At 40.9% G+C, this 24,817-nt stretch carries 27 protein-coding genes; 25 read left to right on the top strand and 2 right to left on the bottom strand.

From position 1 onward, the window contains the following. The first annotated feature begins 137 nt into the window (after positions 1 to 137). The 11 genes from EHS13_RS19300 to EHS13_RS19250 all read left to right on the top strand — a co-directional run bounded on the left by EHS13_RS19300 (position 138) and on the right by EHS13_RS19250 (position 9,083). Positions 138 to 728 carry an RNA polymerase sigma factor gene (locus tag EHS13_RS19300; RefSeq protein ID WP_155701950.1) on the top strand — a complete coding sequence of 197 codons (591 nt, stop codon included), beginning with the start codon at positions 138 to 140 and terminating at the stop codon, positions 726 to 728. 1 nt (position 729) lies between these two features. Next, positions 730 to 1,356 carry an anti-sigma factor family protein gene (locus EHS13_RS19295; RefSeq protein ID WP_155701949.1) on the top strand — a complete coding sequence of 209 codons (627 nt, stop codon included), beginning with the start codon at positions 730 to 732 and terminating at the stop codon, positions 1,354 to 1,356. Positions 1,357 to 1,460: 104 nt separating this feature from the next. Then, entirely contained in the window at positions 1,461 to 2,693 is a 1,233-nt protein-coding gene (locus EHS13_RS19290; protein WP_155701948.1) for an aminopeptidase, read from the top strand. Between the two features lie 154 nt (positions 2,694 to 2,847). Further along, the gene (locus EHS13_RS19285; protein ID WP_155701946.1) at positions 2,848 to 3,990 is read left to right on the top strand and encodes a hypothetical protein; all 1,143 of its coding nucleotides are present in this window, start codon (positions 2,848 to 2,850) and stop codon (positions 3,988 to 3,990) included. A 72-nt stretch (positions 3,991 to 4,062) separates the two neighbouring features. Beyond that, positions 4,063 to 4,587: a gamma carbonic anhydrase family protein gene (locus EHS13_RS19280; protein WP_155701945.1), complete on the top strand. Its 525-nt coding sequence runs from the start codon at positions 4,063 to 4,065 to the stop codon at positions 4,585 to 4,587. Next, complete coding sequence (locus tag EHS13_RS19275) at positions 4,577 to 4,999, top strand: DUF2487 family protein (RefSeq protein WP_155701944.1); 423 nt, start codon at positions 4,577 to 4,579, stop codon at positions 4,997 to 4,999. The genes EHS13_RS19280 and EHS13_RS19275 overlap by 11 nt, the downstream gene beginning before the upstream one ends. Positions 5,000 to 5,255: 256 nt before the next feature. Next, positions 5,256 to 5,804 (top strand): Rieske (2Fe-2S) protein, encoded by a 549-nt coding sequence (locus tag EHS13_RS19270; protein ID WP_155701943.1) that lies wholly within the window; start codon positions 5,256 to 5,258, stop codon positions 5,802 to 5,804. Positions 5,805 to 5,824: 20 nt separating this feature from the next. After that, positions 5,825 to 6,496 (top strand): menaquinol-cytochrome c reductase cytochrome b subunit, encoded by a 672-nt coding sequence (gene qcrB, locus EHS13_RS19265; protein ID WP_155701941.1) that lies wholly within the window; start codon positions 5,825 to 5,827, stop codon positions 6,494 to 6,496. Positions 6,497 to 6,515: 19 nt separating this feature from the next. Further along, positions 6,516 to 7,406 (top strand): c-type cytochrome, encoded by an 891-nt coding sequence (locus tag EHS13_RS19260; RefSeq protein WP_155701940.1) that lies wholly within the window; start codon positions 6,516 to 6,518, stop codon positions 7,404 to 7,406. A 115-nt stretch (positions 7,407 to 7,521) separates the two neighbouring features. Beyond that, positions 7,522 to 8,190 (top strand): DUF1405 domain-containing protein, encoded by a 669-nt coding sequence (locus tag EHS13_RS19255; RefSeq protein ID WP_155701938.1) that lies wholly within the window; start codon positions 7,522 to 7,524, stop codon positions 8,188 to 8,190. A gap of 44 nt (positions 8,191 to 8,234) precedes the next feature. Further along, positions 8,235 to 9,083, top strand: coding sequence for a sporulation protein YpjB (locus EHS13_RS19250; RefSeq protein WP_155701937.1), 849 nt, complete (start codon positions 8,235 to 8,237; stop codon positions 9,081 to 9,083). Positions 9,084 to 9,087: 4 nt separating this feature from the next. On the opposite strand, the gene EHS13_RS19245 is transcribed toward EHS13_RS19250, so the two are convergent. Next, positions 9,088 to 9,969 (bottom strand): YitT family protein, encoded by an 882-nt coding sequence (locus EHS13_RS19245; RefSeq protein ID WP_155701935.1) that lies wholly within the window; start codon positions 9,967 to 9,969, stop codon positions 9,088 to 9,090. Positions 9,970 to 10,130: 161 nt separating this feature from the next. Between EHS13_RS19245 and EHS13_RS19240 the strand changes: the two genes are divergently transcribed. From EHS13_RS19240 to EHS13_RS19180, 13 genes are all read left to right on the top strand, one after another. Beyond that, on the top strand, positions 10,131 to 10,466 hold the full coding sequence (locus EHS13_RS19240) for a nucleotide pyrophosphohydrolase (protein WP_155701933.1): 336 nt from the start codon (positions 10,131 to 10,133) through the stop codon (positions 10,464 to 10,466). 42 nt (positions 10,467 to 10,508) lie between these two features. Continuing rightward, positions 10,509 to 11,303: a 4-hydroxy-tetrahydrodipicolinate reductase gene (dapB, locus tag EHS13_RS19235; protein WP_193571430.1), complete on the top strand. Its 795-nt coding sequence runs from the start codon at positions 10,509 to 10,511 to the stop codon at positions 11,301 to 11,303. A gap of 14 nt (positions 11,304 to 11,317) precedes the next feature. Beyond that, entirely contained in the window at positions 11,318 to 11,746 is a 429-nt protein-coding gene (locus EHS13_RS19230; protein ID WP_155701930.1) for a methylglyoxal synthase, read from the top strand. After that, positions 11,743 to 12,441 carry a bacillithiol biosynthesis deacetylase BshB1 gene (gene bshB1, locus EHS13_RS19225; RefSeq protein ID WP_155701928.1) on the top strand — a complete coding sequence of 233 codons (699 nt, stop codon included), beginning with the start codon at positions 11,743 to 11,745 and terminating at the stop codon, positions 12,439 to 12,441. The genes EHS13_RS19230 and bshB1 overlap by 4 nt, the downstream gene beginning before the upstream one ends. Positions 12,442 to 12,516: 75 nt before the next feature. Then, positions 12,517 to 13,695, top strand: a complete 1,179-nt coding sequence (gene bshA / locus EHS13_RS19220; protein WP_155701927.1) for an N-acetyl-alpha-D-glucosaminyl L-malate synthase BshA — start codon at positions 12,517 to 12,519, stop codon at positions 13,693 to 13,695. Between the two features lie 44 nt (positions 13,696 to 13,739). Continuing rightward, positions 13,740 to 15,089, top strand: a complete 1,350-nt coding sequence (locus tag EHS13_RS19215; RefSeq protein WP_155701925.1) for a CCA tRNA nucleotidyltransferase — start codon at positions 13,740 to 13,742, stop codon at positions 15,087 to 15,089. Continuing rightward, positions 15,082 to 16,053, top strand: coding sequence for a biotin--[acetyl-CoA-carboxylase] ligase (locus EHS13_RS19210; protein ID WP_155701924.1), 972 nt, complete (start codon positions 15,082 to 15,084; stop codon positions 16,051 to 16,053). Before EHS13_RS19215 ends, EHS13_RS19210 begins: the two co-directional genes overlap by 8 nt. Positions 16,054 to 16,271: 218 nt before the next feature. Then, complete coding sequence (gene panB / locus EHS13_RS19205) at positions 16,272 to 17,102, top strand: 3-methyl-2-oxobutanoate hydroxymethyltransferase (protein ID WP_155701923.1); 831 nt, start codon at positions 16,272 to 16,274, stop codon at positions 17,100 to 17,102. A gap of 1 nt (position 17,103) precedes the next feature. Further along, positions 17,104 to 17,991, top strand: coding sequence for a pantoate--beta-alanine ligase (gene panC / locus EHS13_RS19200; RefSeq protein ID WP_155701921.1), 888 nt, complete (start codon positions 17,104 to 17,106; stop codon positions 17,989 to 17,991). 16 nt (positions 17,992 to 18,007) lie between these two features. Further along, positions 18,008 to 18,391 carry an aspartate 1-decarboxylase gene (panD, locus tag EHS13_RS19195; RefSeq protein ID WP_155701920.1) on the top strand — a complete coding sequence of 128 codons (384 nt, stop codon included), beginning with the start codon at positions 18,008 to 18,010 and terminating at the stop codon, positions 18,389 to 18,391. Between the two features lie 104 nt (positions 18,392 to 18,495). Beyond that, on the top strand, positions 18,496 to 19,116 hold the full coding sequence (locus tag EHS13_RS19190) for a tetratricopeptide repeat protein (protein ID WP_155701919.1): 621 nt from the start codon (positions 18,496 to 18,498) through the stop codon (positions 19,114 to 19,116). 70 nt (positions 19,117 to 19,186) lie between these two features. Further along, positions 19,187 to 22,054, top strand: a complete 2,868-nt coding sequence (dinG, locus tag EHS13_RS19185; RefSeq protein WP_155701918.1) for an ATP-dependent DNA helicase DinG — start codon at positions 19,187 to 19,189, stop codon at positions 22,052 to 22,054. After that, complete coding sequence (locus EHS13_RS19180; RefSeq protein ID WP_155701916.1) at positions 22,041 to 22,661, top strand: redox-sensing transcriptional repressor Rex; 621 nt, start codon at positions 22,041 to 22,043, stop codon at positions 22,659 to 22,661. The genes dinG and EHS13_RS19180 overlap by 14 nt, the downstream gene beginning before the upstream one ends. 69 nt (positions 22,662 to 22,730) lie before the next feature. On the opposite strand, the gene EHS13_RS19175 is transcribed toward EHS13_RS19180, so the two are convergent. Next, positions 22,731 to 23,351 carry a DUF47 domain-containing protein gene (locus EHS13_RS19175; protein ID WP_155701915.1) on the bottom strand — a complete coding sequence of 207 codons (621 nt, stop codon included), beginning with the start codon at positions 23,349 to 23,351 and terminating at the stop codon, positions 22,731 to 22,733. Between the two features lie 166 nt (positions 23,352 to 23,517). Between EHS13_RS19175 and EHS13_RS19170 the strand changes: the two genes are divergently transcribed. Next, entirely contained in the window at positions 23,518 to 24,816 is a 1,299-nt protein-coding gene (locus EHS13_RS19170; protein ID WP_155701913.1) for an amidohydrolase, read from the top strand. The last annotated feature ends 1 nt before the right edge of the window (position 24,817 follow it).

Below are 24,817 nucleotides of genomic sequence, written 5' to 3'. Positions count from 1 at the left end.
TATTTGTACTATTCTCATTCTTTTGTTAACATAAGTTATTATATTTATAAATCGCCGCAACTTTTTACTCCCGTCATAGTAAAATTAGTATTAAATGACAGGGAGGAACCGAGGGATTACGAGGAGGATCGCTTGTAATGACCGATTCCCAGTTAATTAGAGAAATTAAGGATGGCAATGCCGAACTTTATGCTGAACTGATGCGCCGCTATGAGCGAAAGATTTACGCATTTATTTTTCATATGCTTAAAAGTTCAGGTATGGAAGCTGTCGCTGAGGATTTGAGCCAGGAAACTTTTTATAAAGCATATCGAAGCTTACAAACTTTTCGCGAGGTTGAAGCCTCTTTTTCGACTTGGTTATATACTATTGCACGCAACACGGTATTGAGCGAGTTAAGAAAGCAGCATAAGAACAATCCCGTATCTTTAGATCAAGGAGGGTACACTCCATACGCATCTTTTGATGCTATGCCAGAGCCTACTCTATTGAGAAATGAAAAAGTAACTATGGTTCGGGAAGCTATTAATAATCTACCAGAAAAGCAAAGATCAGCGCTCATTTTAAGAGAGTACGATCAATTGGAATATCAAGAGATTGCTAATATATTGGGGCAAACGGTCAGTGCCGTTAAATCTCTGCTATTCAGAGCGAGAGCAAGTGTCAAGCTTCAGCTAGAGCCTTATTTTGCAGATCCGTTATTCGAAGAATATGAAGGGATGAATTGATATGAAGTGTGATGACATTCAAGAATTGTTTGGGATATATTTTGATCTCCCTGATGATGATTTGCGTCGCAAAAGTGTGGATGAACATATATTGCGATGTCGTGTCTGCGCCGAAGAATTTGAAATTTGGTCGGAGAGTATGAACCTAATTCGTTCGATGCAAGATATTCCACGGATGCCAAGAAAATCGACACCAATTGCTGACAAAGTAATGAACCGGATTTATGAGGATGAATCCTGGCGAATTCCTGTAACGGATCGCATCTATCAGATTCCCTATAAGTTAAGACGAAATTTGACTGCGATTATTGCCCTATGTTTAGCTGTTTTTGTAGTTAGCTTTCTTTTCAATTTGATTTATCCCAGCCACATTACATTGAGTGCAGAAGAAGCGTCGCCATCTGGATTTAATACAATAGCTAGTGCAGCGGGAATCACAACAAGCTCAGAAATTGTTGCAGAGAAGAATGCATTTTCTCAAACGGCAGTAGCCAGCACGAGTGCATTAATAGTAGAACCGATTAAATTAATTTATATTCATACTCCTAACTATTGGTTAGCTCTTTCTTTATTAGGTCTAATCAGTGCGTTACTAACGATGAATTGGCTGTCTAGAACACGATCATAAATCAATAATCTTCGATCCAGCACTCGAATTTTGAGGACTGGATATTTTTTTGAATTAAAATTAAGGTAGATTAAATGGTTATAAACTATTTGGGGGTTATAATAATGGGCGATTTTCATGATAGCTTTGAAAAATATGCGATGTTAGCTGTAGAAGTTGGGGTGAATCTGCAATCTGGGCAAACCTTATGTATTATTTCACCTGTCATTGCCGTAGAGTTTGTAAGGAAGGTGACTGAGCACGCTTATAGGATAGGAGCTAATTACGTGCATGTTGAATGGAGTGACGAGCAAATTACTCGGACAAGATTGGAGCTCGCACCTCAAGAGGCATTAGCTGAATTTCCATTATGGCGAATCACTGGAAGAATTGAAATGGCTAAAGAGGGAGCGGCCTTTTTATGGATTGTTGCGGAGGATCCGAATTTGCTGCAGGGAATCGATTCTCAGAGAATTGCTATATCGGATAATGCCCAGCAGCATGCACTGCAACCGTTTCGTGAATTTTTACAGCAAAACAAGGTTGCATGGTCCATTGTTGCCGTTCCAACGCAAGCCTGGGCTGATACTGTATATCCAAACTTAGAAGCAGGAAGTCGCATCTCTGCCTTATGGGAGGCGATATTTATGGCGACTCGTGCAAACGTGATGCAGCCGGTAATTACATGGAGAGAGCATGCTCAAATGCTGCAAGCCAAAGCGAAATGGTTGAATGCTCAAAGATTCAAATCGCTGCATTTTAGAAGCCCAGGAACTGATTTAACGATTGGTTTGCCTGATGGGCATATCTGGGCATCTGCCGGAGCAGTGAATGAAGCTGGAACTGAGTTCATTCCCAATATGCCAACGGAAGAGGTTTTTACATCACCGATTAGAACTAGTGTGAATGGAATTGTTTCGAGCAGTAAGCCGCTTAGCTATCATGGGAAGCTAATTGATAAATTTTCGTTCACTTTTGTAGATGGCAGAATCACGGAATATCAGGCAGAGCAAGGATACGAAGCACTAAAGCAGCTTGTAGAAACTGATGAAGGTTCTCACTACCTAGGTGAGCTCGCTCTTGTTCCAATGGATTCGCCTATATCGAATACTAACCTGATCTTTAATAATACGCTCTTTGATGAGAACGCTGCTTGCCACTTAGCCATTGGTTTTGCGTTTCCTTTCTGTCTGGAAGGGGGGCTTAGTATGAGCCAAGACCAGCTTCGTGAACAGGGATTAAACGAAAGCTTAACGCACGTTGATTTCATGATTGGCCGTGCAAACCTCGATATAGATGGCTTATTGCCAGATGGTAAAAAAGTGCCTATTTTTAAGAATGGCAACTGGTTCAAATAAACAAAGCTCAGTAAATAGAAATAATAAGGTCCTGCAGTCTTCTTCCAAGAAGGCTTTTTTTCATTCCAAGGAATAGAAAACGCCAATTATACCCATTTTAATACTAGACAGTTAATTAAGTAGACGGCTTACTAAATTTCTAGGAGGGTATAACATGAATCTCACAGATATGCTAAGTTACGCGGATATTTATGATTTAAATCGGATTGCCAAAAACTATGCTTGTGAATGCAATGGAAATTCAAAAAATGAATTGATCCAATCTATTTTAGTGGCGATAAATCAGAAAGATACATTCGAACAGCAGATGAATGCATTGGCAATAGAAGATATTCGCTTGCTTAATTATCTTGTTTTCAATCAAAAGGGGGCTTATAGCCTTGAGGATTTGTTAGCCAGAGTTAAACAATCTAAGTTTGAGACAGTGGAAGATGATAAGTGGAATCCGCGCAATGTGATTACTCAGTTCAAGCAACGAGGCTGGTTATTTAATGGACATGCGCAGCAAACTAAATATCTATTCCATGTACCCGTAGATTTGAAACGAAAAATTATGGATGCACTAACAGTGCGATTTAAAGCCCGTATTTATTACATGACAGAAAATCCAAATGTTTATCGGGATGAGCAGGGGCTATTAAGTGATGATATTACGTTATTTCTTAAATTTATCGGACAAAATGAAGTTCAGCTTTCAGCAGACGGCTATTTATATAAAAGGACACTGCAGCTTATTAATGATTATTTCTCGGTATCGGAGGAAGCTGTGACTAAAACAGCATGGCGTTTTGGCTATGGGCGTAAATTTAAGGAATACCCCAGTCGGTTTTCGTTTATCTATGATTATTGTTTTTTTCATGATCTGATTGCTGAAAAAAGTGATTTATTAGTTTTAACTGCTTCAGGGGAAGCGATGATTGCGGCTAATCAGCGGGTGGATATGCTGCAGATGTATCGGTTCTGGATCAAGCTTTATAAGGGAGCGATTCCTAATATTCAATCCTTGGTCCAATGGTTTGACCGTTTGGCTAAATCTTGGGTTGCAGTATCCTCATTAGGTGAAGTATTAGAACCACTGATTAAACCCTATTATTACGATGCATCAGAGTCGATTTACAACCAAAGAATGATTATGATGCTGCTTCATCTAGGAATAATCCGTTTAGGAGAGGATGCTACACTGGGACCTGTCTTGCAGGTAAGCAAATTGGGAAGCAGCTTGATTCAAGGGGTTTATGTTGCGGAAGAAGAAGCAATTGAATTAGACAGCGAGCTAACGTCTAAATCTCTGCATTGACAATAGAGAATGGTTATTGCTACAATCACTCCAAACTTAACCCATATTATACCTAGGAATGGAGTGATCTACATGCAAATCAGTTATAAAGGAATATATCCTACAATAGAAAAAGATGTTTTTCTTGCTGAAGGCACTCAAATTATTGGAGATGTCACCATTCATCAAGATGCTTCCATTTGGTACAATACCGTACTAAGAGGAGACCTAGCACCGATCTATATAGGCCATAAAACAAATATACAAGATGGTTGTGTGGGGCATGTTAATACAAATCAACCGCTTTGGGTCGATGATGAAGTTTCAGTAGGGCATGGAGCGATTATCCACGGATGTAGTATTGCAAAAGGAAGTCTGATTGGGATGGGCGCTATTGTATTGAATGGTGCTGACATTGGTGAATATGCGCTTATTGGTGCTGGATCCATTGTTACTGAGAATTACAGAATCCCCCCGTTTACCCTTTCATTTGGCTCGCCGGCTAGAGTCATTCGTGAACTAACTGAGCAAGATCTACTAAGGATGAAGAAAACCATGGAGAGTTATGTGATCAAAGGTTTGGAATACAGGCAGGAGCTAACAAACAATGAAATTTAACGAAATTCAACAGGATGATTGGGATGAATTGAAGCCTTATTTGGATACTTGCTTGCTGCCATTGACTGGATTATCAGGAGAAGAGTCTCCATGGGCGGTAACAAGAGCACTTGAAGAACTACGAGATATAATGGACCTTGTTGAGATACCTTATAAGGGAAGGGTAGTCACCTATCCAGCAGTACAATATGGATCAGAGGATAATCTGATGATAGCTGCTGTGGCTAACCTATGTGAGAAGTTAAAGGCGGACTCATTTAAATATGTTATTCTAATCACAGCAGATGATAGGCTTGCTAAGCTTTCATTCAAAGGGCAAGATTTATTGTTTTCACCCTCGAATCTTACAGCAGATATCAACGAAGCTAGGGCAAAAGTTGTTTCGGAAGTTCAAAAGCTTTGGAATAATTAAGATCTGTAACCAAGCCATGTATGATTGGAAAAGAAAATGCGAACGCTAGTTGAGCAGGTTGTTGGATAAACCAGTGCATACATGTGACAATTTCGTTACCATTTTAACAATAGGACTTACGGTTTCAACAATAATGAGCCCTAACATTCTTGACGCTTAGGTAGCCGTGAGCTATTATTATTAGTGTCCTAGTATATTGTAATGTTATGTCGATAAGACGTGTGATATGTTCGGTTAAAGGGGGTTAAACAATAACATGAGCGATAACAAAACGCATGAAGCGCATGGTTCAGATGTCAGACAAAAAGCTAAGAAAGAAATGTCTCGTCGCCAATTTCTAACCTATACACTTGGTGGAACTGGAGGCTTCTTGGCAGCAACAATGTTGGTTCCAATGGTACGATTTGCAGTGGATCCAGTCTTGCAGCCAAAAGTCAAAGCAGATTGGGTTAAAGTTGTAGAAGAAAGCAAAATTACCGATACGCCTGCTTCATTTAAATTCCAAATTCATCAAGTTGATGGCTGGTATGAGAGCGATCCAGAATTAGAAGCTTGGATTTCCAAAGAAGCTGACGGATCTATTCTAGCACTGAATCCAACGTGCAAGCATTTAGGCTGTACGGTTAAATGGGCTGGAAATCCGGAGCATAAGGATCAATACGGATGTCCTTGTCACGGAGCGCAATATACCAAAGAAGGCAAGGCACTAAGAGTTGCTAAGCTGCCTCTTGATCAGTACAGTGTGAAATCTGAGAATGGCTTCATCTATGTGGGTCAATTGCATGCAAATGAAGTTGCTAAATAATAAGGAGGCGAAGAGATCAGATGCTAAAGAGTGTTTATAACTGGATTGATGAACGTCTTGACATCACTCCGATGTGGAGAGACGTAGCCGATCATGAGGTTCCGGAGCATGTAAACCCTGCCCATCATTTTTCCGCCTTTGTATATTGCTTTGGTGGATTAACGTTTTTTATTACAGTTATTCAAATTTTATCAGGGATGTTTCTAACGATGTATTATGTGCCTGATATTCTGAATGCTTACAAGAGCGTAGACTTTTTGACGCATAAGGTTGCTTTTGGGATTATCGTACGTGGTATGCATCATTGGGGAGCCAGTTTAGTTATCGTTATGATGTTTCTACATACGCTTCGTGTTTTCTTTACTGGATCTTATAAAGCTCCACGTGAAATGAACTGGGTTGTAGGAATGTTGATTTTCCTAGTTATGCTAGGTTTAGGTTTTACCGGTTATTTGCTTCCTTGGGATAACAAAGCTTACTTCGCTACACAGGTTGGTATGAAAATTGCTGGATCTGCTCCTTTTCTTGGAACTTATGTTAATAAGTTTTTACAAGGTGGAGATATCGTAGGTGCACAAACTTTAACTCGTTTCTTTGCTTTACACGTATTCTTTTTCCCCGGCGTACTGCTTGCATTGTTGGGTGGACATTTTTTCATGATTCGTAAACAAGGCATTTCAGGACCGCTATAAGAAGAAGGGAGGATTCAACGTGGCACATGGTAATAAACCGGATGAAAAAATAGTTTACATTGGCGACTCTCGAGTTCGCGTAAAAACAGAAAAGCTTAAGCAGCAAGATTTTTCTGCTTATCCTGGTAAATCTGAAGTTTTTATTCCTAACTTTCTTTTGAAGGAATGGATGGTTGCTGTTGTTTGTATGGTTGGGATTCTATTGTTGGTGATGTCTGATCCACCTCCACTAGGCTATCCAGCGGATCCAACTAATACCGCATTTATTCCTATGCCTGACTGGTATTTTCTTTTCATGTATCAATTGCTTAAATATCCATATACTTCTGGAGATTTTATTGTTTTTGGTACCGTAGTTATTCCAGGCTTGCTGTTTGGCGGCTTGATTATCGCCCCTTTCCTAGATACTGGCAAGGAACGCAGATTCTATCGTCGTCCTATCGCTTCGGGTATGATGTTTCTAACCTTATTTGCAGTCATTTATTTAACCGTATTTTCTTGGCACCATTATCAAGAGGAGCTAACGGCTAACGGTCAAATACCTGAGCACATTCAACGTGAGCTTGATATAGAAGAAGCTAAACAAAGTGGCAAGCCGGCTCCTGGCAGTACTAGTGCAGCACTTCCCGCTATTGTTGCTTCAGATGATCCCGGTGCAGCTATATTTCAGAAAGCTACTTGTGTAGCTTGTCATGCTACAGATCTAAAAGGTAATAAAAATATGGGTGCTCCAGCTTTATTAGGTATTGGCGACAAGCATGATAAAGCAGCCATCTTGGATATCATTAAAAACGGATATGGCAATGGTAAAATGGGTCCACAATATGACGCTAATATAGCTGGAGGCTTAACGGCTGATGATATCGACAAATTAGCTGGCTGGTTAGCCTTACAAAAAGCAGCAAAATAAAGAAAAAAACCGCCTGACCCTTGATATAAATTGGACGAAAGTAAATGTTTTTCGTTCAGCTTATACCAATAGGTCAGGTTTTTTGTCGGATTTTGACTTTTGGAGGCAATTGAGAATGAACTCTTCCGTGCAACTTGCTTTTTTTTGGAGCAAAGCATTTTTAACCTCAAGACGAATGTTATGGCTGCTTTTTTGGGTAAATTTATTGGGAACCATATACGGCTATGAATGGTATTGGAATCAAATGCAGGAAACAGTTGCGGATAAGCCATTATGGCTGGTTGTTTTTGTACCTGATAGCCCAACGGCAAGCTTCTTTTTCACTCTGACCTTGGTTTATTTACTAATCGATAGCTATATTAAACCTACTATACATAATAGGAATAAAGCTGCAGATCTCCTGCGTAGTATTGTTGAAGGGCTTGCAGTCATGGCATCCTTTAAATATGGAATTTGGGCAGTTGCGATTATTCTGCTGGCAGCTTTCAAGGGTGAGCCAATGAATTGGCAGGATTGGATGTTATCTATTTCACATGGTGGTATGGCCATCGAAGCTTTGTTATTCCTGCGATTTTTCCGTATTGGCTGGATAGGGCTTGGAATTGCAGCTTTATGGATATTTGGCAATGATTATATTGATTATTATTATGCTGTGTTTCCATGGCTTCCAGATGTGTTATACCCCATATTGGATTCTGTGCAAAATGCTACTATTGGTTTAAGCATTTGCACCTGCGTTTTGTTCGGAAGCTTATACGTTATTCATTTCAAAAATCGGGTCTAAAATAGGACATCCCCCCATATCTTTAATTGGAGGAGGGATGTCCTATGTTTTTTAGGCAGATAAGGTATGGATTCCTATTACTGTTTGTTGTATTCCTAATAACAGCGTGTACCCGCACAGAACAAGGCGTTAGTATTGGTGTTGAAGCAAGTGTAGCAACAACTCAACAAATGGAAAGATTTGGCCAATTAGGTGATGAGGTATATACCGATACAGTACAAGCAGATTTTTTAGAAGCACGTAAAAAAATCATTCAAATGAGCGAGCTGCTCCCCCAAATGCAATTGGAGGGAATTACTACACCAACAGGGGTAAAAACGCTAGCAGATACCTTACAGCAAGCTATAAAAGTCTATAATGCCGTTCAATTGAATACAGAGGAAGCACTTTTTCAATCTACGCGTATCCGATTAATGGCAGATGCCTTAACTCACGCCAGTTCGCCACTTTGGCTGCAATATAACAAAGTGGTCCAGGAGCATTTGCTACAAATGGAAAAAGCCATTAAGCAAAAAGAACAGGATAAGCTAAAAACAACCTTCATTAATCTTAAGAATCTGTACCTATCACTAAAACCGGCCTTACAAGTAAGTCTGCAAGAAAATGAGGCCAGTAAATTAGACTCTGCATTTGTTTATGTACAAAAAGAGCTTCAAACAGCTCCTATGAGCATGACTAACTTAAATCATGGCATTAAGGCGCTGCAAAAAGTGCTGGAGGATCAGTTTCAGAATAAAGCAGATGCATCGGCATACCTACCTTTTATGGAACTAAACGAGCCTTCCTACCATTGGATGATCGTTCTCGCAACCATTATTATGATAATACTGAGTTATACAGCTTGGAGAATGCGGGCAACTAAAAATGATATCATTACCATATATCGTAAATAGAACATCATTTCGAATGTTTTTCTATTCGGAAGCCTTCACCAAGCACATCATTTACATCGCTGATAATTATAAAAGCCGAGGGATCAATCCTATGAATGATTAATTTAAGGGTTCTCACTTCGGATCGAGATACGATACAATAGATAACCTCTTTGGTTTCTTTAGAAAAAGCGCCTCTCGCTGGAAAAAGCGTAACGCCACGGTCCATTTCCGTTGTGATGGTTTCCGTAATTAACTGGAACTTATCAGTAATAATGGTAAAGGCTTTTGCTGCATAAGCACCTTGTGTAATGAAATCGATCATTCTCGTGGAAATAAAAATCGAGATCAAGCTATAGAGTACTTTTTCTTGCGGTAGGTAGAATAAAGCAACTAATATGACGGCAGCATCAAAAACGAGAATCACCTGGCCAACGCTCCAGCCACGCCATCTATTGCCCAGTTGGGCAATGATATCCGTACCGCCTGTTGTCGCTCCAAAGCGAAATACAAGCCCTAAGCCGCTTCCCAAGGTTACGCCTGCATATAAGGCAGCCAATAAGTAATCATGATCGCTGGTAAAAGGGATGATCCATTCATGGCTAATCAAGGTTTCCATTACCCATAAGAAAAAAGATAAAGAGAGCGTACCCCATAATGTATAAAGCATAGAATGTCTACCCAGTGTTCTCCAGCCGAGAAAGAATAAAGGGATGTTTAAAGCTAAGGTAGTAATGGACGGCGGGATATGCACGGAATAATTGATTAGCAGGGCAATCCCAGTTACTCCACCTTCCATAAGCTCATTGGAAATAACAAAGTAGTGTAAACCAAAAGCATAAAGCGCAGTTCCTAAAGTTACAGGAATCATATTCTTAATTATTATGATCCATTTGGGCTGTGACATAAAGATTTCCTTTCTTCTAGAAGAGTGTATAATTAATTCTGTGAATGAATTCATTATACCCTTTTTTTGTTGTTCGACAGAATAGAAAATAATTTGTTTTCACATCCTCTTTGGGTTAACATAGAATTTAGTAGAATGTGGATGAAGGAAGTGAATACCTATTGAAAAAAAGCTTATTTGAATTACAGCAAGAAGTAGATGATTATATAGCTCAATTTAAAGAAGGTTACTTCAGTCCGCTTTCCTTGCTGGCTCGGATGTCTGAGGAAGTTGGCGAGCTGGCTCGCGAAGTGAATCATCAGTTTGGCGAGAAGCCTAAGAAGTCGACAGAAGAAGATAATTCAATTGAGCTCGAGCTAGGGGATATCTTATTTATTACCATATGTTTTGCTAACTCACTGGGAATTGATCTAACGGAAGCACACGATAAAGTGATGCATAAGTTTCAAACCCGCGATGCCAACCGTTGGACTAAAATAGACACGGAATTGGAATAAATTACATATGCTGTTTTTACTATAAGGGGAATAGGTGACTATATGATCAAGGTAGCTGTAACAGGGGCAACAGGCAGAATGGGTATAGAGGTTGTGAAAATGGTGCTGGATGATCCAGAGCTGCAATTAGTGGCTGCGATTGATCGGGCATCGATTGATTTGGATATTGGCAGAATTGCTGGTAAAGAAGCATGTGGTATCCGAATCCAAAGTGATCTAGAATTAGCATTAGTTGAATCCAAGCCTGATGTGATGGTTGATTTTACTACCCCGCAATCAGTAATTATCAATACAAAATTAGCGATTAAACACAAGGTCAGACCGGTAATTGGTACAACTGGGTTTACTCCAGAAGATATCGCCGAATTGGACAGGCTTTGCCAAGCTCAAGAAATCGGTGGTTTGATTGCGCCTAATTTCTCTATAGGGGCTATTCTAATGATGAAATTTGCTGCACAAGCAGCTAAATATATGCCGCATGTTGAAATTATTGAATACCATGGCGATCAAAAGCTAGATGCGCCATCAGGAACATCCATTAAGACAGCCGAAATGATTTCAGAGGCTCGCCAAGAGCTTCGTCAAGGCAATCCTAAGGAAGAAGAGACCATCGAAGGCAGTCGCGGTGGTTATTATGATGGCTTCCGGATTCATAGTGTGCGTCTGCCTGGTATTTTTGCGCAACAAGAGGTCATTTTTGGCGGCTATGGGCAAACCTTGAAAATTCGCCACGATTCTTATGAACGTGCTGGTTATATGCCAGGTGTTAATATAGCAATAAAGAAAGTAATGGGCTACACTGGACTTGTTTATGGCTTTGAAAACTTCATTGATTGAGAGATGATTGCCTTATGGGATTGAATATAGGATTAATTGCACATGATCGTAAAAAAGAGGAAATGGTTAATTTTGTGCTTGCCTACGAGCATGTTTTTGCGGATGGGCATGCTTTATTTGGCACGGGCACGACCGGATTAAGAATCATGGAAGCTACCGGCTTGAAAGTGCATCGATTTATGTCAGGGCCGCTTGGTGGAGATCAACAAATTGGGGCGATGGTGGCTAAGAATGAAATGGACTTAATCATCTTTCTTAGAGACCCACTAATGGCGCAGCCACATGAGCCGGATATTATCGCTTTGCTTCGTTTGTGCGACGTGCAAGGAATACCGGTTGCTACCAATATTGCGACTGCCGAAATTTTAGTTAAGGCTTTGGACCGTGGCGATTTTGCCTGGAGAGAGCTAGTTCATAAATATAAGCCAGGAATTGACTTATGACGCAACAGCTCGATATTCTAATTTTTGGCGCACATCCGGATGATGCTGAGATTGGCATGGGAGCTACGATATACAAGCATACAAATGCAGGCTATCGTGTGGGCATATGTGATTTGACGTATGCTGAAATGTCATCCAATGGGAATAAAGAATCACGAATGCAAGAAGCAGAGGCAGCTGCACAGATTCTGGGGTTAGCTGCACGGACTAATCTGGGACTGCCTGATCGTGGTTTGTTTGTATGCCAGGAACAGATTGAAGCCATTGTTTTGGAGATCCGTAAGTTTAAACCAAGACTCGTCTTTGCACCTTATTGGGAGGATCGCCACCCCGATCATATTCTCTGCAGCCAATTGGTACAGCAAGCTGTATTCAATGCCAAGCTGCCCAAGTATTTGCCGGAAACACCTGCAACCACAGTGGAGCAATTATATTTTTACTTTATTAATGATGTGCATGCAACGGATTTGATGGTCGATGTGACAGAGTTTTATCCACATAAGCTGGATGCTTTGCGAGCTTATCGAACGCAATTTCTAGCAGCGCCTAGTGGTGAAGAATATATCCAGACTCCAATTAATCAAGGCTTTCTCCAAGCCATCGAAGCTCGTGATCGCTTGTTGGGGCAGAAGCGTCAAATAAGCTTTGCTGAAGGCTTTGTTACTAAGCAACCTCACGTAGTTAACCTTTTTTAAAATTATAAGAAGGTATAAGTTTTGTTACTTGTACTTACTCTAAAACATATATAGCAGCTCTCCAGGAGGTTTCATATGGTCGATAAATTAAAGATTGGGATCACTTGCTACCCCACACTCGGGGGTTCAGGTGTTGTTGCGACGGAATTAGGCAAGCTGCTTGCTGAAAAAGGACATGAGGTTCATTTTATTACACATAGCATGCCGTTTCGTTTAGGGAAATTCGACAAGAATATTTTTTATCATGAAGTTGAAGTCAATGATTATTATGTTTTTAAATATCCACCTTATGATTTGTCCTTAGCATCGAAGCTTGCACAAGTGGCTAAGAATGAAGGCTTGGATTTATTACATGTCCATTATGCGATTCCTCATGCGGTTTGCGCCTTACTGGCCAAGCAAATGGTAGGTGATCATTTGAAGGTAGTTACAACACTCCACGGTACGGATATAACGGTATTGGCTCAGGATGAGTCGCTCAGTGATTTAATCCGATTTGCCATTAATGAGAGCGATGCTGTAACAGCTGTTTCTAAAGATCTAATTCAGGAAACCCGCAATACTTTATCGATTGATAAAGCCATTGATTTGACCTATAACTTCGTGGATAAACGCGTTTATTATCCGCGTGATGTGGAAGCCTTAAAGCGCGATTTTGTGCGGCCAGGTGAAAAGCTCTTGATTCATATTTCTAATTTTCGCCCTGTAAAAAGAGTCTTGGATGTTGTAGAGATCCTTGATAAAGTTAATCTTCATATGCCGACAAGATTGTTATTTGTAGGTGAAGGTCCTGAACTATCCAAAGTTATGTCACGAGTTAAAGAGCTGGGTTTAATGGATCGCGTTATTTTTTGTGGTAAGCAGGATGATGTGGCTCAAATTATCTCTTTAGCCGATGTCATGATTTTACCTTCCGAGAAGGAAAGCTTTGGCCTTGTTGCTCTGGAAGCAATGGCTTGTGGTGTACCAACTGTTGGGTCGGATACTGGAGGGATTCCTGAATTAATTACTCACGGAGAAACTGGTTTTCTTGAAGCTGTTGGCGATACAGAGCGTATGTCTGAAGATGTGTTGAAGTTGTTGCGTGATGATGAATTATATGCAAAGGTTTCAAAAGCTTGTTTGTACCGGGCACAGGTCTATTTTTGCGATAGCGTGATTACGGCACAATACGAACAAATTTATTATCGCGTTCTAGGCAAGGAAATGCCGCTTGTTGATCTTGAAAAGCAAAAACTGAGCTGTCTAGGCTAATAATAAACGAATAATCAGACTCACTCACCGATTGGGGGGGCGTTATGGAAAAGTCTGCGAACCAGCTATTGGACAAGTTATTGGCAAATCAATATGAAGCTTATTTGGTTGGAGGTTGTGTACGCGATCGACTGATGCATAAGCCGGTTCAAGACTTCGACATCGCAACTAATGCGCTGCCGGAGCAGGTGATGGAGCTTTTCTCTCATACGATCCCTACAGGCTTAAAGCACGGTACAGTTACTGTTATGCTCGAAGGAGTTGCTTTTGAAGTAACAACCTTCCGCAAGGAATCCGCTTATGAAGAACATAGACGACCCCAGCAAGTGGAATTTGTTTCTGATTTACAGGAGGATTTGCAGCGCAGAGATTTCACAATGAATGCTATGGCTATAGACTTAAAGGGAACGGTAATCGACCCTTTTGATGGTCAAATAGATATCGCACAGAAATTAGTTCGCTGTGTTGGAAACCCAAATGAACGCTTTGAAGAAGATGCACTTCGGCTGCTTCGCTGCATTCGTTTTGCTGTAAATTATGGCTTCCGTATTGAACAAGCTACCTGGGAGGCTTTGCTCCAGCATGCTCATCTGCTTAAATTTGTTGCGATGGAACGTGTTAGAGTCGAACTGGAGAAAATGCTAGCAGGCGATAATCCTTATCAGGCACTTGAATTGCTTTTGGATTCTCAGCTGTTGAAATATGTAAAACTAGAGCTGCAGTTTCCTTTCATTAAGTGGAAAACAGCCGATTTACCGGTTTATCTTAGGAAGTTAAGCCAGCTTGATAATCCTTTACTGCGCTGGGCTTTATTGTTTTATAGCATGCAAACTACATCTGATAAGGCAAGTCGAGCCCTTAAAAAATTAACCTTTTCAAGTAAACAATTAAAGGTCATTATCCCGATTCTTAATTTAGAGATTTGGTTGCACGAGCAAATTGATCATGCGCTGCAAGCGAAGCGGACTCCAGATAAGAATGATCATGTTGCTTTATCATCTTCGAGAGTTTCCGTCGATCGGCCTGATTTAATCTGGAAGCAAGCAGCGATCCAATTCGGCAAAGATACTTTGTTAGATTGGTTAAGCATTAAACAAATTGAATTCTCTGAGCTTGCAAGCAATACTAGCTTAGATTTGAAGCAATCCGTATTTATTGTTTTCTTACGCAGCGGCAATGAATGGATCTCGGAAATGCCAGTTGAGACTTTAAGTGAGCTTGATTTGATCGGAAGTGATCTTTTGACTCATTTTGACATGCCGGCAGGTCCATGGGTCAGTGAATTTTTGCAGCGTTTGTTATTGGATGCCGCATTTGGGAATGCTCGCAACCAAAAGAATCATTTGCTAAAAAGAGCTGAAATCTATCGCAAAGAGTTGAATAAACATGAATGAATTAATTTTGCAATATTTTCAAGAACATGAAGGTGAATATGTTTCAGGCGAAGAGCTAAGCATTAAGCTGCAATGCAGTCGAACGGCAGTATGGAAGCACATTGAAGCCTTGCGCAAGCAAGGATATGTGTTCGACGCCATCCCGCGCAAAGGCTATAAAATGCTCACTAAACCAGTTATCATTAATGCAGCTAAGCTCATGCAAGGCTTGCAAACTAAAACATTAGGCAGGGTAGTGCGGATCTATGATGAAGTCGATTCGACTCAGAATATTGCCCATACTTTAGTTCGCCAAGGAGCGATTGAAGGAACCTTAGTAATAGCAGAACAGCAGAATGCAGGTCGCGGGAGAATGGGACGCAACTGGTTTTCACCAAAAGGCAAGGGGATTTGGATGAGCCTGATTCTCAAGCCAACAATTTCTATGCAATTTACTCCTCAGCTAACCTTATTGGTCGCTGTAGCTTTATGTCGGGCGATTCAAGCACATATCCCACATCAGGTAGGGATTAAATGGCCAAATGATTTGTTAATAAACGGGAAAAAGATTAGCGGGATTTTATTGGAATCAAGTGCAGAGGATGAGCGTTTGAATTATGTAATTGCTGGAATAGGCATTAGCGTAAATTTATTGGCTGAAGATTATCCTGAAGAGCTTAAGGCAAAAGCAACCTCCTTATTCATTGAAAAAGGCCAGCTGGTGGACCGAGAGCAATTGATTTGTGATTTCCTGCTGCAGCTTGAGGTATTGCTTGAGCTTTACACACAGCAAGGTTTTGCTCCGATTCGCTCTTTGTGGGAGGCACTAACAATCTCTTTACATAAACCTTTGCGTATTCAAACGGCAAAAGGTTGGGTTGAAGGGGTGGCTAACGCAATTGATGAAATGGGTGCTCTGTGGGTTACACTGCCAAATGGGGAAAATATAAAGTTATATTCTGGAGATATTGAGCTTTTGCTTTAGTAAATTCTTTGGTATAATACATACTAAGAGGCGATATCCTAATCGAATCGCACTCAAGTAAGTGGATAGTCTACAACTGAATAATGATGTCTATGTTGGATTCTGCTCAGATTCGTATGAACCGAGACAGAAGGATCATAAATACAGCTTATTTGTATGAATGAACCTTTTTAGTTTTGGCTAAAATGGTTTTTTAGTTTGTAAGGAGAGATGTAATCATGGTCAATCGCAAACCTCTAACAACCGTAAAATTAAAAAAGATGAAACAAGACGGGATCCCGATCTCGATGATCACCGCATATGATTACCCATCTGCACTTTTAGCGCAAGAGGCAGGTATTGACGTTATCCTAGTAGGAGACTCATTAGGAAATGTGGTTTTGGGGTATGATACAACGGTTCCTGTTACATTAGACGATATTATATATCATACAAAAGCCGTGACAAGAGCGGCAACAAGCTGCTTTGTCGTAGCCGACATGCCATTTATGACATACCACGGCAGCATTGATGCAACCTTGGGAAATGTAGGACGATTGATGCGTGAAGGGCTTCCCCAATCTGTGAAAATGGAAGGCGGCATTGAAATTGCAGCTACTGTAGCAGCCTGCGTTCAAGCTGGTGTTCCCGTTATGGGACACTTAGGGCTTACACCGCAATCCGTTCATCAAATCGGTGGATTCTATGTCCAAGGTAAGAACGCTGTACAAGCACAAAAGCTCATTGAAGATGCAAAAGCTTTAGAGCAAGCAGGCGCCTATGCAATTGTATTGGAGCTGGTGTCTGAATCTCTAGCTGCCTATATCACATCACAAATATCAATCCCAACTATTGGAATTGGTGCCAGTGTAAGCTGTGATGGCCAAGTGCTGGTCTTCCATGATCTGCTTCAATATGGAGCCTCAGAGGAACCTAAAAAAATGGTGAAAACCTATGCTAATATTGGGAATGAAATCCGTAAAGGTATTTCTGAGTATGTAAAAGACGTCAAATCTCGGCAATTTCCGCAAAAAGAGCATGTATTTCAAAACGAAGCCTGGAGGGAGTAACATGGAGGTTATCCAAACAGTTGCCGAATTACGCTCCAAGCTGAATGAGAGAAAAAAACATTATACGAATTCACAAGCTTCAAACTATAATAGTGGAGTAGGATTCGTACCTACGATGGGTTTCTTGCATGCTGGACATGCTAGTTTATTGCAGCAAGCTCGTCAAGATTGTGATATTGTGGTATTGAGTATATTCGTCAACCCGCTTCAGTTCGGTCCCAAGGAGGATTTTGAACGTTATCCAAGAGATCCAGAACGTGACTTAGCTTTAGCGAGACAAGCTGAAGTCGATTATGTCTTCATGCCGGAAACCGCCGAAATGTACCCAGAACCAATAAAAACGATGATTAAAGTATCTGATTTAACAGATAAGTTAGATGGGGCTTCACGCCCTGGGCATTTTGATGGAGTTGCTACAGTTGTTGCCAAGCTTCTGCATATTGTTGAGCCTGATCGTGTTTATTTTGGATTGAAGGATGCCCAACAGGTCGTTGTTATTCAGCGTATGGTTAAAGACCTTCATATGCGTACAGTTGTCGTACCTTGTTCAATTGTACGTGAAGCTGATGGCTTAGCGATGAGCTCGCGGAACGTATACTTAAGTGCTGAGGAACGCAAGCAGTCACTAGTGCTCTCACAGGCGCTTAATCAGGTCAGTGGTTGGTTGGAAGCCAGTGGTGAGATAAAAGCTTTAGAACAGCAATTAACAGCTTACATTCAAACTGCGGCTTTGGCAGAAATTGATTATGTGAAAGCATTGTCTTATCCTTCCTTATTAGAGATAGCCCATATAAAAGATGTAAAAGCTGGAGAGCGTTTGATTGTGGCATTAGCCGTGAAGTTTGGCCGCACCCGCTTAATAGATAATAACTTACTTGATGTGAACTAAGAGAGGAGTGGTTGAATTGCTAAGAACCATGATGAAATCCAAGATTCATCGCGCAACGGTGACAGAAGCTAATTTAAATTACGTGGGCAGCATTACTATAGATGAAGATATTCTTGATTTAGTTGATATTTATCCAAATGAAAAGGTGCAGATTGTTAACAACAACAATGGAGCACGTTTGGAAACTTATATCATTCCTGGACCCCGAGGTTCAGGTGTATTCTGTTTAAATGGTGCCGCAGCGCGAATGGTTCATGTTGGAGATACGATTATTGTGATCTCTTATGGACTGATGACAAGCGAAGAAGCCAAGAACTATAAGCCAAAAGTTGCTATTATGGACGCGAATAATAAAGTGATTCAAACGGTTAATGAAGAACCGCATTCCACTATTTTTTAACAAGTATGAATCGAGGTCTCTAAACAAACAATGAGGGTTAACTGCTTGCAGTCCTATTCGCTTTGTTGGAGGGGATCGACATTTTTGAACAGCTTTTTATGACGATGAATGAGCATTTAGCAGAAATTGCCGCACATTACGGATCGGCAACATCACAAGAAAAAGTTAATTTGGATGATCAGCTGGCCATGCTCAAAAAGATGAGTGATGAATACATGGAGCTGTGGCTTTCTTTTGAAGAGAAGCTTGCTGGATTTTATGTGGATCATCCAGCTTCTGCCACTTCTTCAGCTGCGGCTTTAAATCATAGCAAAAAAGCGAGTGACCAACAGCCTGTTGCACAAACTCAAATGGATCCAGGCTTCGCTAAAGCACAAGGATTCTATAAATTATATATGTTTAAGCATGCGGTTAGAGAGCTTGAAATCCTCATTAAACAGCAGCCGGATGATCTGTTGGCTAGAACGTATTTAGCTATGGGTTATTTGCGATTAGGTGAAGATGGCGATGCTTATCCTCATTTTCAAATGATTTTGCCATTAACAGATAACAAGCAATTAAAGGCCATTTCTTATAACGCGATGGGCTGTATTCAGATTAATAAGAAGAATATGCAAAAAGCCATGGAATATTTTAGCTTATCCCATCAATTAGATCCCGCTTGTTTTATGGAGCCTTATAGTCAGGTTGGAGCAAATCTCCATCATCAGCAAAGACTGCCATAGCGGTTTTCGGTATACTTTGGTATGCTAGGAGGAGTATTTACAGGGATTAGGAAGGGATTGGGTACGCGCAATGAAATTTGCCGTTCTTGACTTTGAAACGACGGGAAGCCAACAAACGGATGAAATTATTCAAGTAGGCTTAGTGATTATAGATGAACAGCAAATTACCGAGAGGTATACTTCACTGGTGAAGCCAGTTGCAGGTATACCATCTTTCATTACCGGATTAACCGGAATAGATGATGCGATGGTTAAGGATGCACCAGAATTAGAAGTGGTTATGGTTGAACTCCAGAAGCGATTAACAGATTGTGTACTGGTAGGGCATCAAATCTCATTTGATTTGGCTTTTTTGCAGCGTTCCTTGGATTATTGCGGATACTCGCCTTTTACAGGTCAAGTACTCGATACCATGGACCTGCTGCGTATAGTGTTTCCTGCGCTGCCTAGCCTGCAATTAAGCATGGTAAGCCAATCACTAGGAGTGACACATGAACGCCCCCATCAAGCAGATTCCGACGCGGATGCGACTGCTGATATTTGGTTGAAATGCATGCAGCGCTTTAATGAGCTTCCATTGATCACCATTCAGCGGATAGCTCAGATTTTTGTCGAGGACATTACCGACTTTTCGCTTTTTCTCCAATGGATGCGCGAGCAAAAAGAACATGCCGTTGCGCTTGATCACGATAATTTTCGTTATTATCGCCAGTTTGCGCTGAATGTCGACGATTGGGGCGATGAGGATGATATCCGCTCGGAAGAAGAAGTTAAAGCGAAGCTTGATATTCCATTTGAACAATTTTATAGTGCATTTAAACAAGAGCTGCAGCAGAAGTTTGCCGTTTACGAAGATCGTGTAGCCCAAGAGACAATGATTTCTGAGGTTGCGATGTCTTTCTCAGATGACCGGCATTTAATGATTGAAGCAGGAACAGGCACGGGGAAATCGCTTGGTTATTTAGTGCCTTCTTTGTACTATGGCATCCCGCATGGTGAAAAAGTAGTAGTTAGTACACATACCATTAATTTACAAGAACAGCTTCGCCAGCGCGATATCCCGTTACTCCATGATATTTTCCCAGTTCCTTTTCGGGCGGCTGTGCTTAAAGGGCGCAGTCATTATCTTTGCTTGCGTAAATTTGAGCATAAAATGACCTATGCAGACTATGAGGCAGCCAAAGAAGAGCGAATGACCGCTGCGCAAATGGTCGTATGGCTAAGTGAGACTCAGCATGGGGATGAAGAGGAGATTCATTTCGCGAACCGCGGACATGAATTCTGGCAAACGGTGGCCAGCGATACCGACTCTTGTTTGAACCGCGCCTGTCCATGGTTTAAGAAATGCTTCTATCATCGAGCTAAGCATGAGGCTAATATTGCCGATGTAGTAATTACGAACCATTCCTTGCTCTTTACGGATATCAAAGCGGAAAATCGGCTTTTGCCGGCTTACAAGCATTTAGTAATTGATGAGGCGCATCATTTTGAAGAGGTGGCTAGCAAGCATCTTGGGATAGAAGTGCATTACATGCAGTTCCTTAATTCGCTGCTTTGGTTATATAAGGATAGTAAGAGCGGACAGCTGCCTAGCTTACGGCAAAGGCTTGCTAGAATAGAAGGGGATTTGGCGGAAAAAGCAGCAGATTGGTGCAGGGTTATTGATGATCTCTATCTATCGATTCTATCCGTTAAAGAGAACTGGGATGAACTAATAGGCCTGTTATATGAATTATTAACAGGTAAGCATGATGGATCTGGCGAAGTGGGCCAGCTCGTACTAAGGATTAAATCAGAATACTTACCTTCGCAATGGAACCAATTATTAACGATAGAAGAGAACATATATGTAGTTTTAAGCAATGCTCTGCGTCAAATTGATAAAATGCTCCAAGCTTTGAAGGATTCCGATGAGTTTGATGTACAAAGCGCGATAACCGATATTAGCGGTACCGTGAAGGATTTATATCGCCATCGCGACGGTTTACGCTTTTTTATGAAACGTACAGATCAGGATTATGTCTATTGGATGGAAGCCAGTGCTTATTTTAAAGCAAAATCGTTACAGCTTATTTGTGTGCCTTTAGATGTCAGCCCAATGTTGAAACAGCATTTTTTTGAAATTAAAGATAGCGTTATTCTCACATCTGCCACTTTATCGGTAGATAAAAAGTTTCATTATACCTGTGAACAGCTAGGCTTGGATGCGGACGGAAATTCGGATAAGTTTAAAACGGTTTTATTGCCATCGCCATTTAATTATCGCGAGCAGGCTTTAGTTTGTGTTCCACGTGATTTTCCTGGAGTTAAAGGCGCTGGCGGGGAAGCATATTTTATTGACAACCTAATTCAATCTTTAAAAGAGGTTGCAATCGAAACAAAAGGGCGAATGCTAGTCTTATTCACTTCACATCGGATGCTTAAGCTGGTTCACCAAGGACTTAAAGAACCACTGCAGCAAGAAGGCATTCAAGTTCTAGGGCAAGGTGTGGATAGTGGAAATCGCAGCAAGCTTACTCGGATGTTTCAAGATAGTGTTTCGGCAGTTCTTTTAGGCACGAGCAGCTTTTGGGAAGGTGTAGATATTCCTGGCAAAGCGTTAAGCTGCTTAGCCATAGTTCGTTTACCGTTTCAACCGCCATCTCATCCCATTGTCGAAGCCAAAAGCGAGAATCTGATTAAAAATAAGCAAAACCCTTTCATGAAATTTTCTGTTCCTCAAGCGGTAATTCGCTTTAAACAAGGCTTCGGCAGGCTGGTTCGCACCGCATCGGATAAGGGAATTGTTATTATTTACGATACGCGAGTGATTGATACCCAATATGGCAAGTATTTTTTGTATTCCCTTCCTGGACCGAAGATTGAGAGTATGAACACCAATCAGCTTGTGCCTAGAATTAAGGATTGGATGAAGGAGGAAGAGCATGAAAACACCTAAAATATCGGAGGCGGTTGTACGGAGGCTGCCCATTTATTTACGATATTTGAATGTACTTCATCTGCAGAATGTGCAAACCGTATCCTCAAGCGATTTAGGGCAAAAGCTTGATCTGAATCCTGCACAAATCCGCAAGGATCTAGCTTATTTTGGCGAGTTTGGCAAAAAGGGGATTGGTTATGATGTTAATTACCTAATAGAGAAGATTCGCCAGATTCTCAAGCTGGATCAATTTATTCAAGTTGCACTAGTTGGAGCGGGTAACTTAGGCAGAGCACTTAGCAATTATAATGCTTTTCTCAAGGATAATATGAAAATTGTTGCTGTTTTTGATGCCATGGAAAGCAAGGTTGGTGATAAAATCAATAATCTTACCGTGCAGCCGATGCAAGAAATGAAGCAAACAATTAAGTCGATGAACATTCGGATTGGGATTATCACAGTACCAGCTTCAGAAGCTCAGCATGTAGCAGATGAATTCATTCAATCGGGGATTGAAGCGATTTTAAATTTTGCGCCAGCTATTATCAAAGTTCCTAACGAAATTCGGATTCACCATGCTGATTTTACAACAGAGCTGCAAAGCTTGGCGTTTTATTTGGATTAGAGCTTTTTGAAGTAAATACAAAAAAGAAATCGCTGTTAATGGCGATTTCTTTTTATTAGACAAGCGCGTTTAAGCATAACGCATAACAATGCTTTCGAGAATATTAGCTACATCTTCACAGGCATCCGTAGTTTCTTCTAAGCGTTCATACATTTCTTTAAGCTTGAAATCATGGTAGGGATCACGTTGGTTAATGAAAATTTCGCGGATTCCTTCGCGCATCAGGCGATCGCCATCATTCTCCAGCTTATTGATCATAACCGTATGAACGGATATCTGCATGTATTTCTTCTTGGAGAGCAGCTTGAAAGCGTCAAGAATATGCTGGCAGCTGGAAACGATGACTGCGGAGAATTCCTTCATATATTGATCAGACTTCAGAATATACAAGTAATCAAAACGAGCAATAGTAGCTTCAATACCATCAATTACATCATCCAGCTTCATCGCTAAATCAAGGATGTCTTCGCGATCAATCGGGGTAATGAATACTTGGTTTAAGCCTTTATAGATGTTGTGGGTAATGGAGTCGCCTTCGTCCTCCAAAGCTTTAAGGATAGGGAAATATTCTGCAGGTGGCTTATCACCCAGCATGGCTTCACGGAAAATATGTGCTGCCTTTAACGTATTCTCAGCTGCCTCAATCAATAGTACGAAAAAATCTGCTTTGCCTTTTTTTGCTGTTGTCATCAATAATAAGCCTCCCGTTACTTCTTTACACAAACTTAAAAATAGCACAAAACGTGGGGGAAAAGCAATGTCTCACCGAGCTTTTTATCGAAAGAATATTGATTTTATATGGTTGAAGTTGTACTCTGTGAAGAGAAGAAACTCACTGAAAAGGAATGATGTTCTAATGTTGCGTACAATCATTAAAAACGGAATTTTTGTTACAATGGATGAATCGAACCCAATTGTACATGGTTATATGACTTTCGAAGGCAATACAATCACAGGAATACATGAAGCTCTGCCAGCACCATTAGAAACTTTTGATGAAGTAATCGATGGTAAACACCGTTTGTATATGCCGGGCTTAGTTAATACCCATGGACATGCAGCCATGTCGCTATTGCGTGGTTATGGAGATGATTTGGCACTTCAAGTCTGGCTTCAGGAGAAAATGTGGCCCATAGAAGCGAAGTTCACAGCACATGATGTTCGTTACGGTACGCTGCTCTCTATTGTAGAGATGCTTAAAGGCGGCACAACCAGCTTTGTTGATATGTATGACCAAATGAACGAAGTAGCTCAGGCGGTTGAACAGGCAGGCATCAGAGGCTGTTTAACGCGTGGGGTTATTGGTTTTTGTTCACCCGATGAGCAAACTATCAAACTTAATGATGCTAAGCAATTAGTTAAAGACTGGCATGGCAAGGCAGACGGTAGAATTACGACTATGATTTCACCTCATGCACCGTACACATGTACGCCAGACTACATCTCACGTTTTGTTGAAGCTTCACATGAGCTGAATGTACCGCTGCATACGCATATGTCTGAAACAGCAAGAGAAGTGGCTGAGAATGTGGAGCAATATGGACAACGTCCTGTCGTACACTTGGAGAAGCTTGGTTTTTTCTCACGTCCAAGCATACTTGCTCATGCCGTTCATTTAACCGATGAGGAAATAGAAGTATTAGCGCGTTATGATGTGCGAGTTTCCCATAATCCAGGCAGTAATTTAAAGCTTGCCAGTGGTATTGCGAGAGTAGTTGCTTTGCAAAAAGCAGGTGTGCTTGTTTCCTTGGGAACAGACAGCGCAGCAAGCAACAATAATTTGGATATGTTCGAGGAAATGCGTTTGGCTGCTTTACTGCATAAAGGCATATCCGGTGATCCAACTGCAATTCCAGCTGCAGCAGCCTTGAAAATGGGAACAATAGATGGTGCAAATTCAATATGGTTAAATAATGTAGGTAGTCTGAAGGTCGGATATAAAGCTGACTTTATTGCCATTGATATTGATCAAGCCCATTTTTTACCTCGTTCCAACTACATTTCCCATTTGGTTTATTCAGCTTCAGCTAAGGATGTTACGGATGTTTGGGTGGACGGAAATTGCTTAGTACGTGCAGGAAAATGCCTCACATTGGATGAAGAGAAAATCAAACGAGAATTTGAGCTTTGCTTCGATCGACTGACAGGTAATTAAG

This window comes from Paenibacillus psychroresistens (assembly GCF_009728935.1).
In the GTDB taxonomy this organism is placed as follows: domain Bacteria; phylum Bacillota; class Bacilli; order Paenibacillales; family NBRC-103111; genus Paenibacillus_AC; species Paenibacillus_AC psychroresistens.
The sequence above is the reverse complement of the archived record's forward strand: the minus strand, read 5'-3'. Positions and strand labels throughout refer to the sequence as shown.

Excerpts from the sequence above, each read along its gene's own strand:
- EHS13_RS19275 (WP_155701944.1), top strand. The coding sequence starts at position 4,577 with ATGAAATTTAACGAAATTCAACAGGATGATTGGGATGAATTGAAGCCT.
- panB (WP_155701923.1), top strand. The coding sequence starts at position 16,272 with ATGGTCAATCGCAAACCTCTAACAACCGTAAAATTAAAAAAGATGAAA.
- EHS13_RS19255 (WP_155701938.1), top strand. The coding sequence starts at position 7,522 with ATGAACTCTTCCGTGCAACTTGCTTTTTTTTGGAGCAAAGCATTTTTA.
- EHS13_RS19210 (WP_155701924.1), top strand. The coding sequence starts at position 15,082 with ATGAATGAATTAATTTTGCAATATTTTCAAGAACATGAAGGTGAATAT.
- EHS13_RS19175 (WP_155701915.1), bottom strand. The coding sequence starts at position 23,351 with ATGACAACAGCAAAAAAAGGCAAAGCAGATTTTTTCGTACTATTGATT.
- qcrB (WP_155701941.1), top strand. The coding sequence starts at position 5,825 with ATGCTAAAGAGTGTTTATAACTGGATTGATGAACGTCTTGACATCACT.
- EHS13_RS19170 (WP_155701913.1), top strand. The coding sequence starts at position 23,518 with ATGTTGCGTACAATCATTAAAAACGGAATTTTTGTTACAATGGATGAA.
- EHS13_RS19190 (WP_155701919.1), top strand. The coding sequence starts at position 18,496 with ATGAATGAGCATTTAGCAGAAATTGCCGCACATTACGGATCGGCAACA.
- EHS13_RS19180 (WP_155701916.1), top strand. The coding sequence starts at position 22,041 with ATGAAAACACCTAAAATATCGGAGGCGGTTGTACGGAGGCTGCCCATT.
- EHS13_RS19290 (WP_155701948.1), top strand. The coding sequence starts at position 1,461 with ATGGGCGATTTTCATGATAGCTTTGAAAAATATGCGATGTTAGCTGTA.
- dinG (WP_155701918.1), top strand. The coding sequence starts at position 19,187 with ATGAAATTTGCCGTTCTTGACTTTGAAACGACGGGAAGCCAACAAACG.
- EHS13_RS19215 (WP_155701925.1), top strand. The coding sequence starts at position 13,740 with ATGGAAAAGTCTGCGAACCAGCTATTGGACAAGTTATTGGCAAATCAA.
- dapB (WP_193571430.1), top strand. The coding sequence starts at position 10,509 with ATGATCAAGGTAGCTGTAACAGGGGCAACAGGCAGAATGGGTATAGAG.
- EHS13_RS19295 (WP_155701949.1), top strand. The coding sequence starts at position 730 with ATGAAGTGTGATGACATTCAAGAATTGTTTGGGATATATTTTGATCTC.
- EHS13_RS19250 (WP_155701937.1), top strand. The coding sequence starts at position 8,235 with ATGTTTTTTAGGCAGATAAGGTATGGATTCCTATTACTGTTTGTTGTA.
- EHS13_RS19285 (WP_155701946.1), top strand. The coding sequence starts at position 2,848 with ATGAATCTCACAGATATGCTAAGTTACGCGGATATTTATGATTTAAAT.
- bshB1 (WP_155701928.1), top strand. The coding sequence starts at position 11,743 with ATGACGCAACAGCTCGATATTCTAATTTTTGGCGCACATCCGGATGAT.
- EHS13_RS19270 (WP_155701943.1), top strand. The coding sequence starts at position 5,256 with ATGAGCGATAACAAAACGCATGAAGCGCATGGTTCAGATGTCAGACAA.
- EHS13_RS19300 (WP_155701950.1), top strand. The coding sequence starts at position 138 with ATGACCGATTCCCAGTTAATTAGAGAAATTAAGGATGGCAATGCCGAA.
- EHS13_RS19280 (WP_155701945.1), top strand. The coding sequence starts at position 4,063 with ATGCAAATCAGTTATAAAGGAATATATCCTACAATAGAAAAAGATGTT.
- bshA (WP_155701927.1), top strand. The coding sequence starts at position 12,517 with ATGGTCGATAAATTAAAGATTGGGATCACTTGCTACCCCACACTCGGG.
- EHS13_RS19230 (WP_155701930.1), top strand. The coding sequence starts at position 11,318 with ATGGGATTGAATATAGGATTAATTGCACATGATCGTAAAAAAGAGGAA.
- EHS13_RS19245 (WP_155701935.1), bottom strand. The coding sequence starts at position 9,969 with ATGTCACAGCCCAAATGGATCATAATAATTAAGAATATGATTCCTGTA.
- panC (WP_155701921.1), top strand. The coding sequence starts at position 17,104 with ATGGAGGTTATCCAAACAGTTGCCGAATTACGCTCCAAGCTGAATGAG.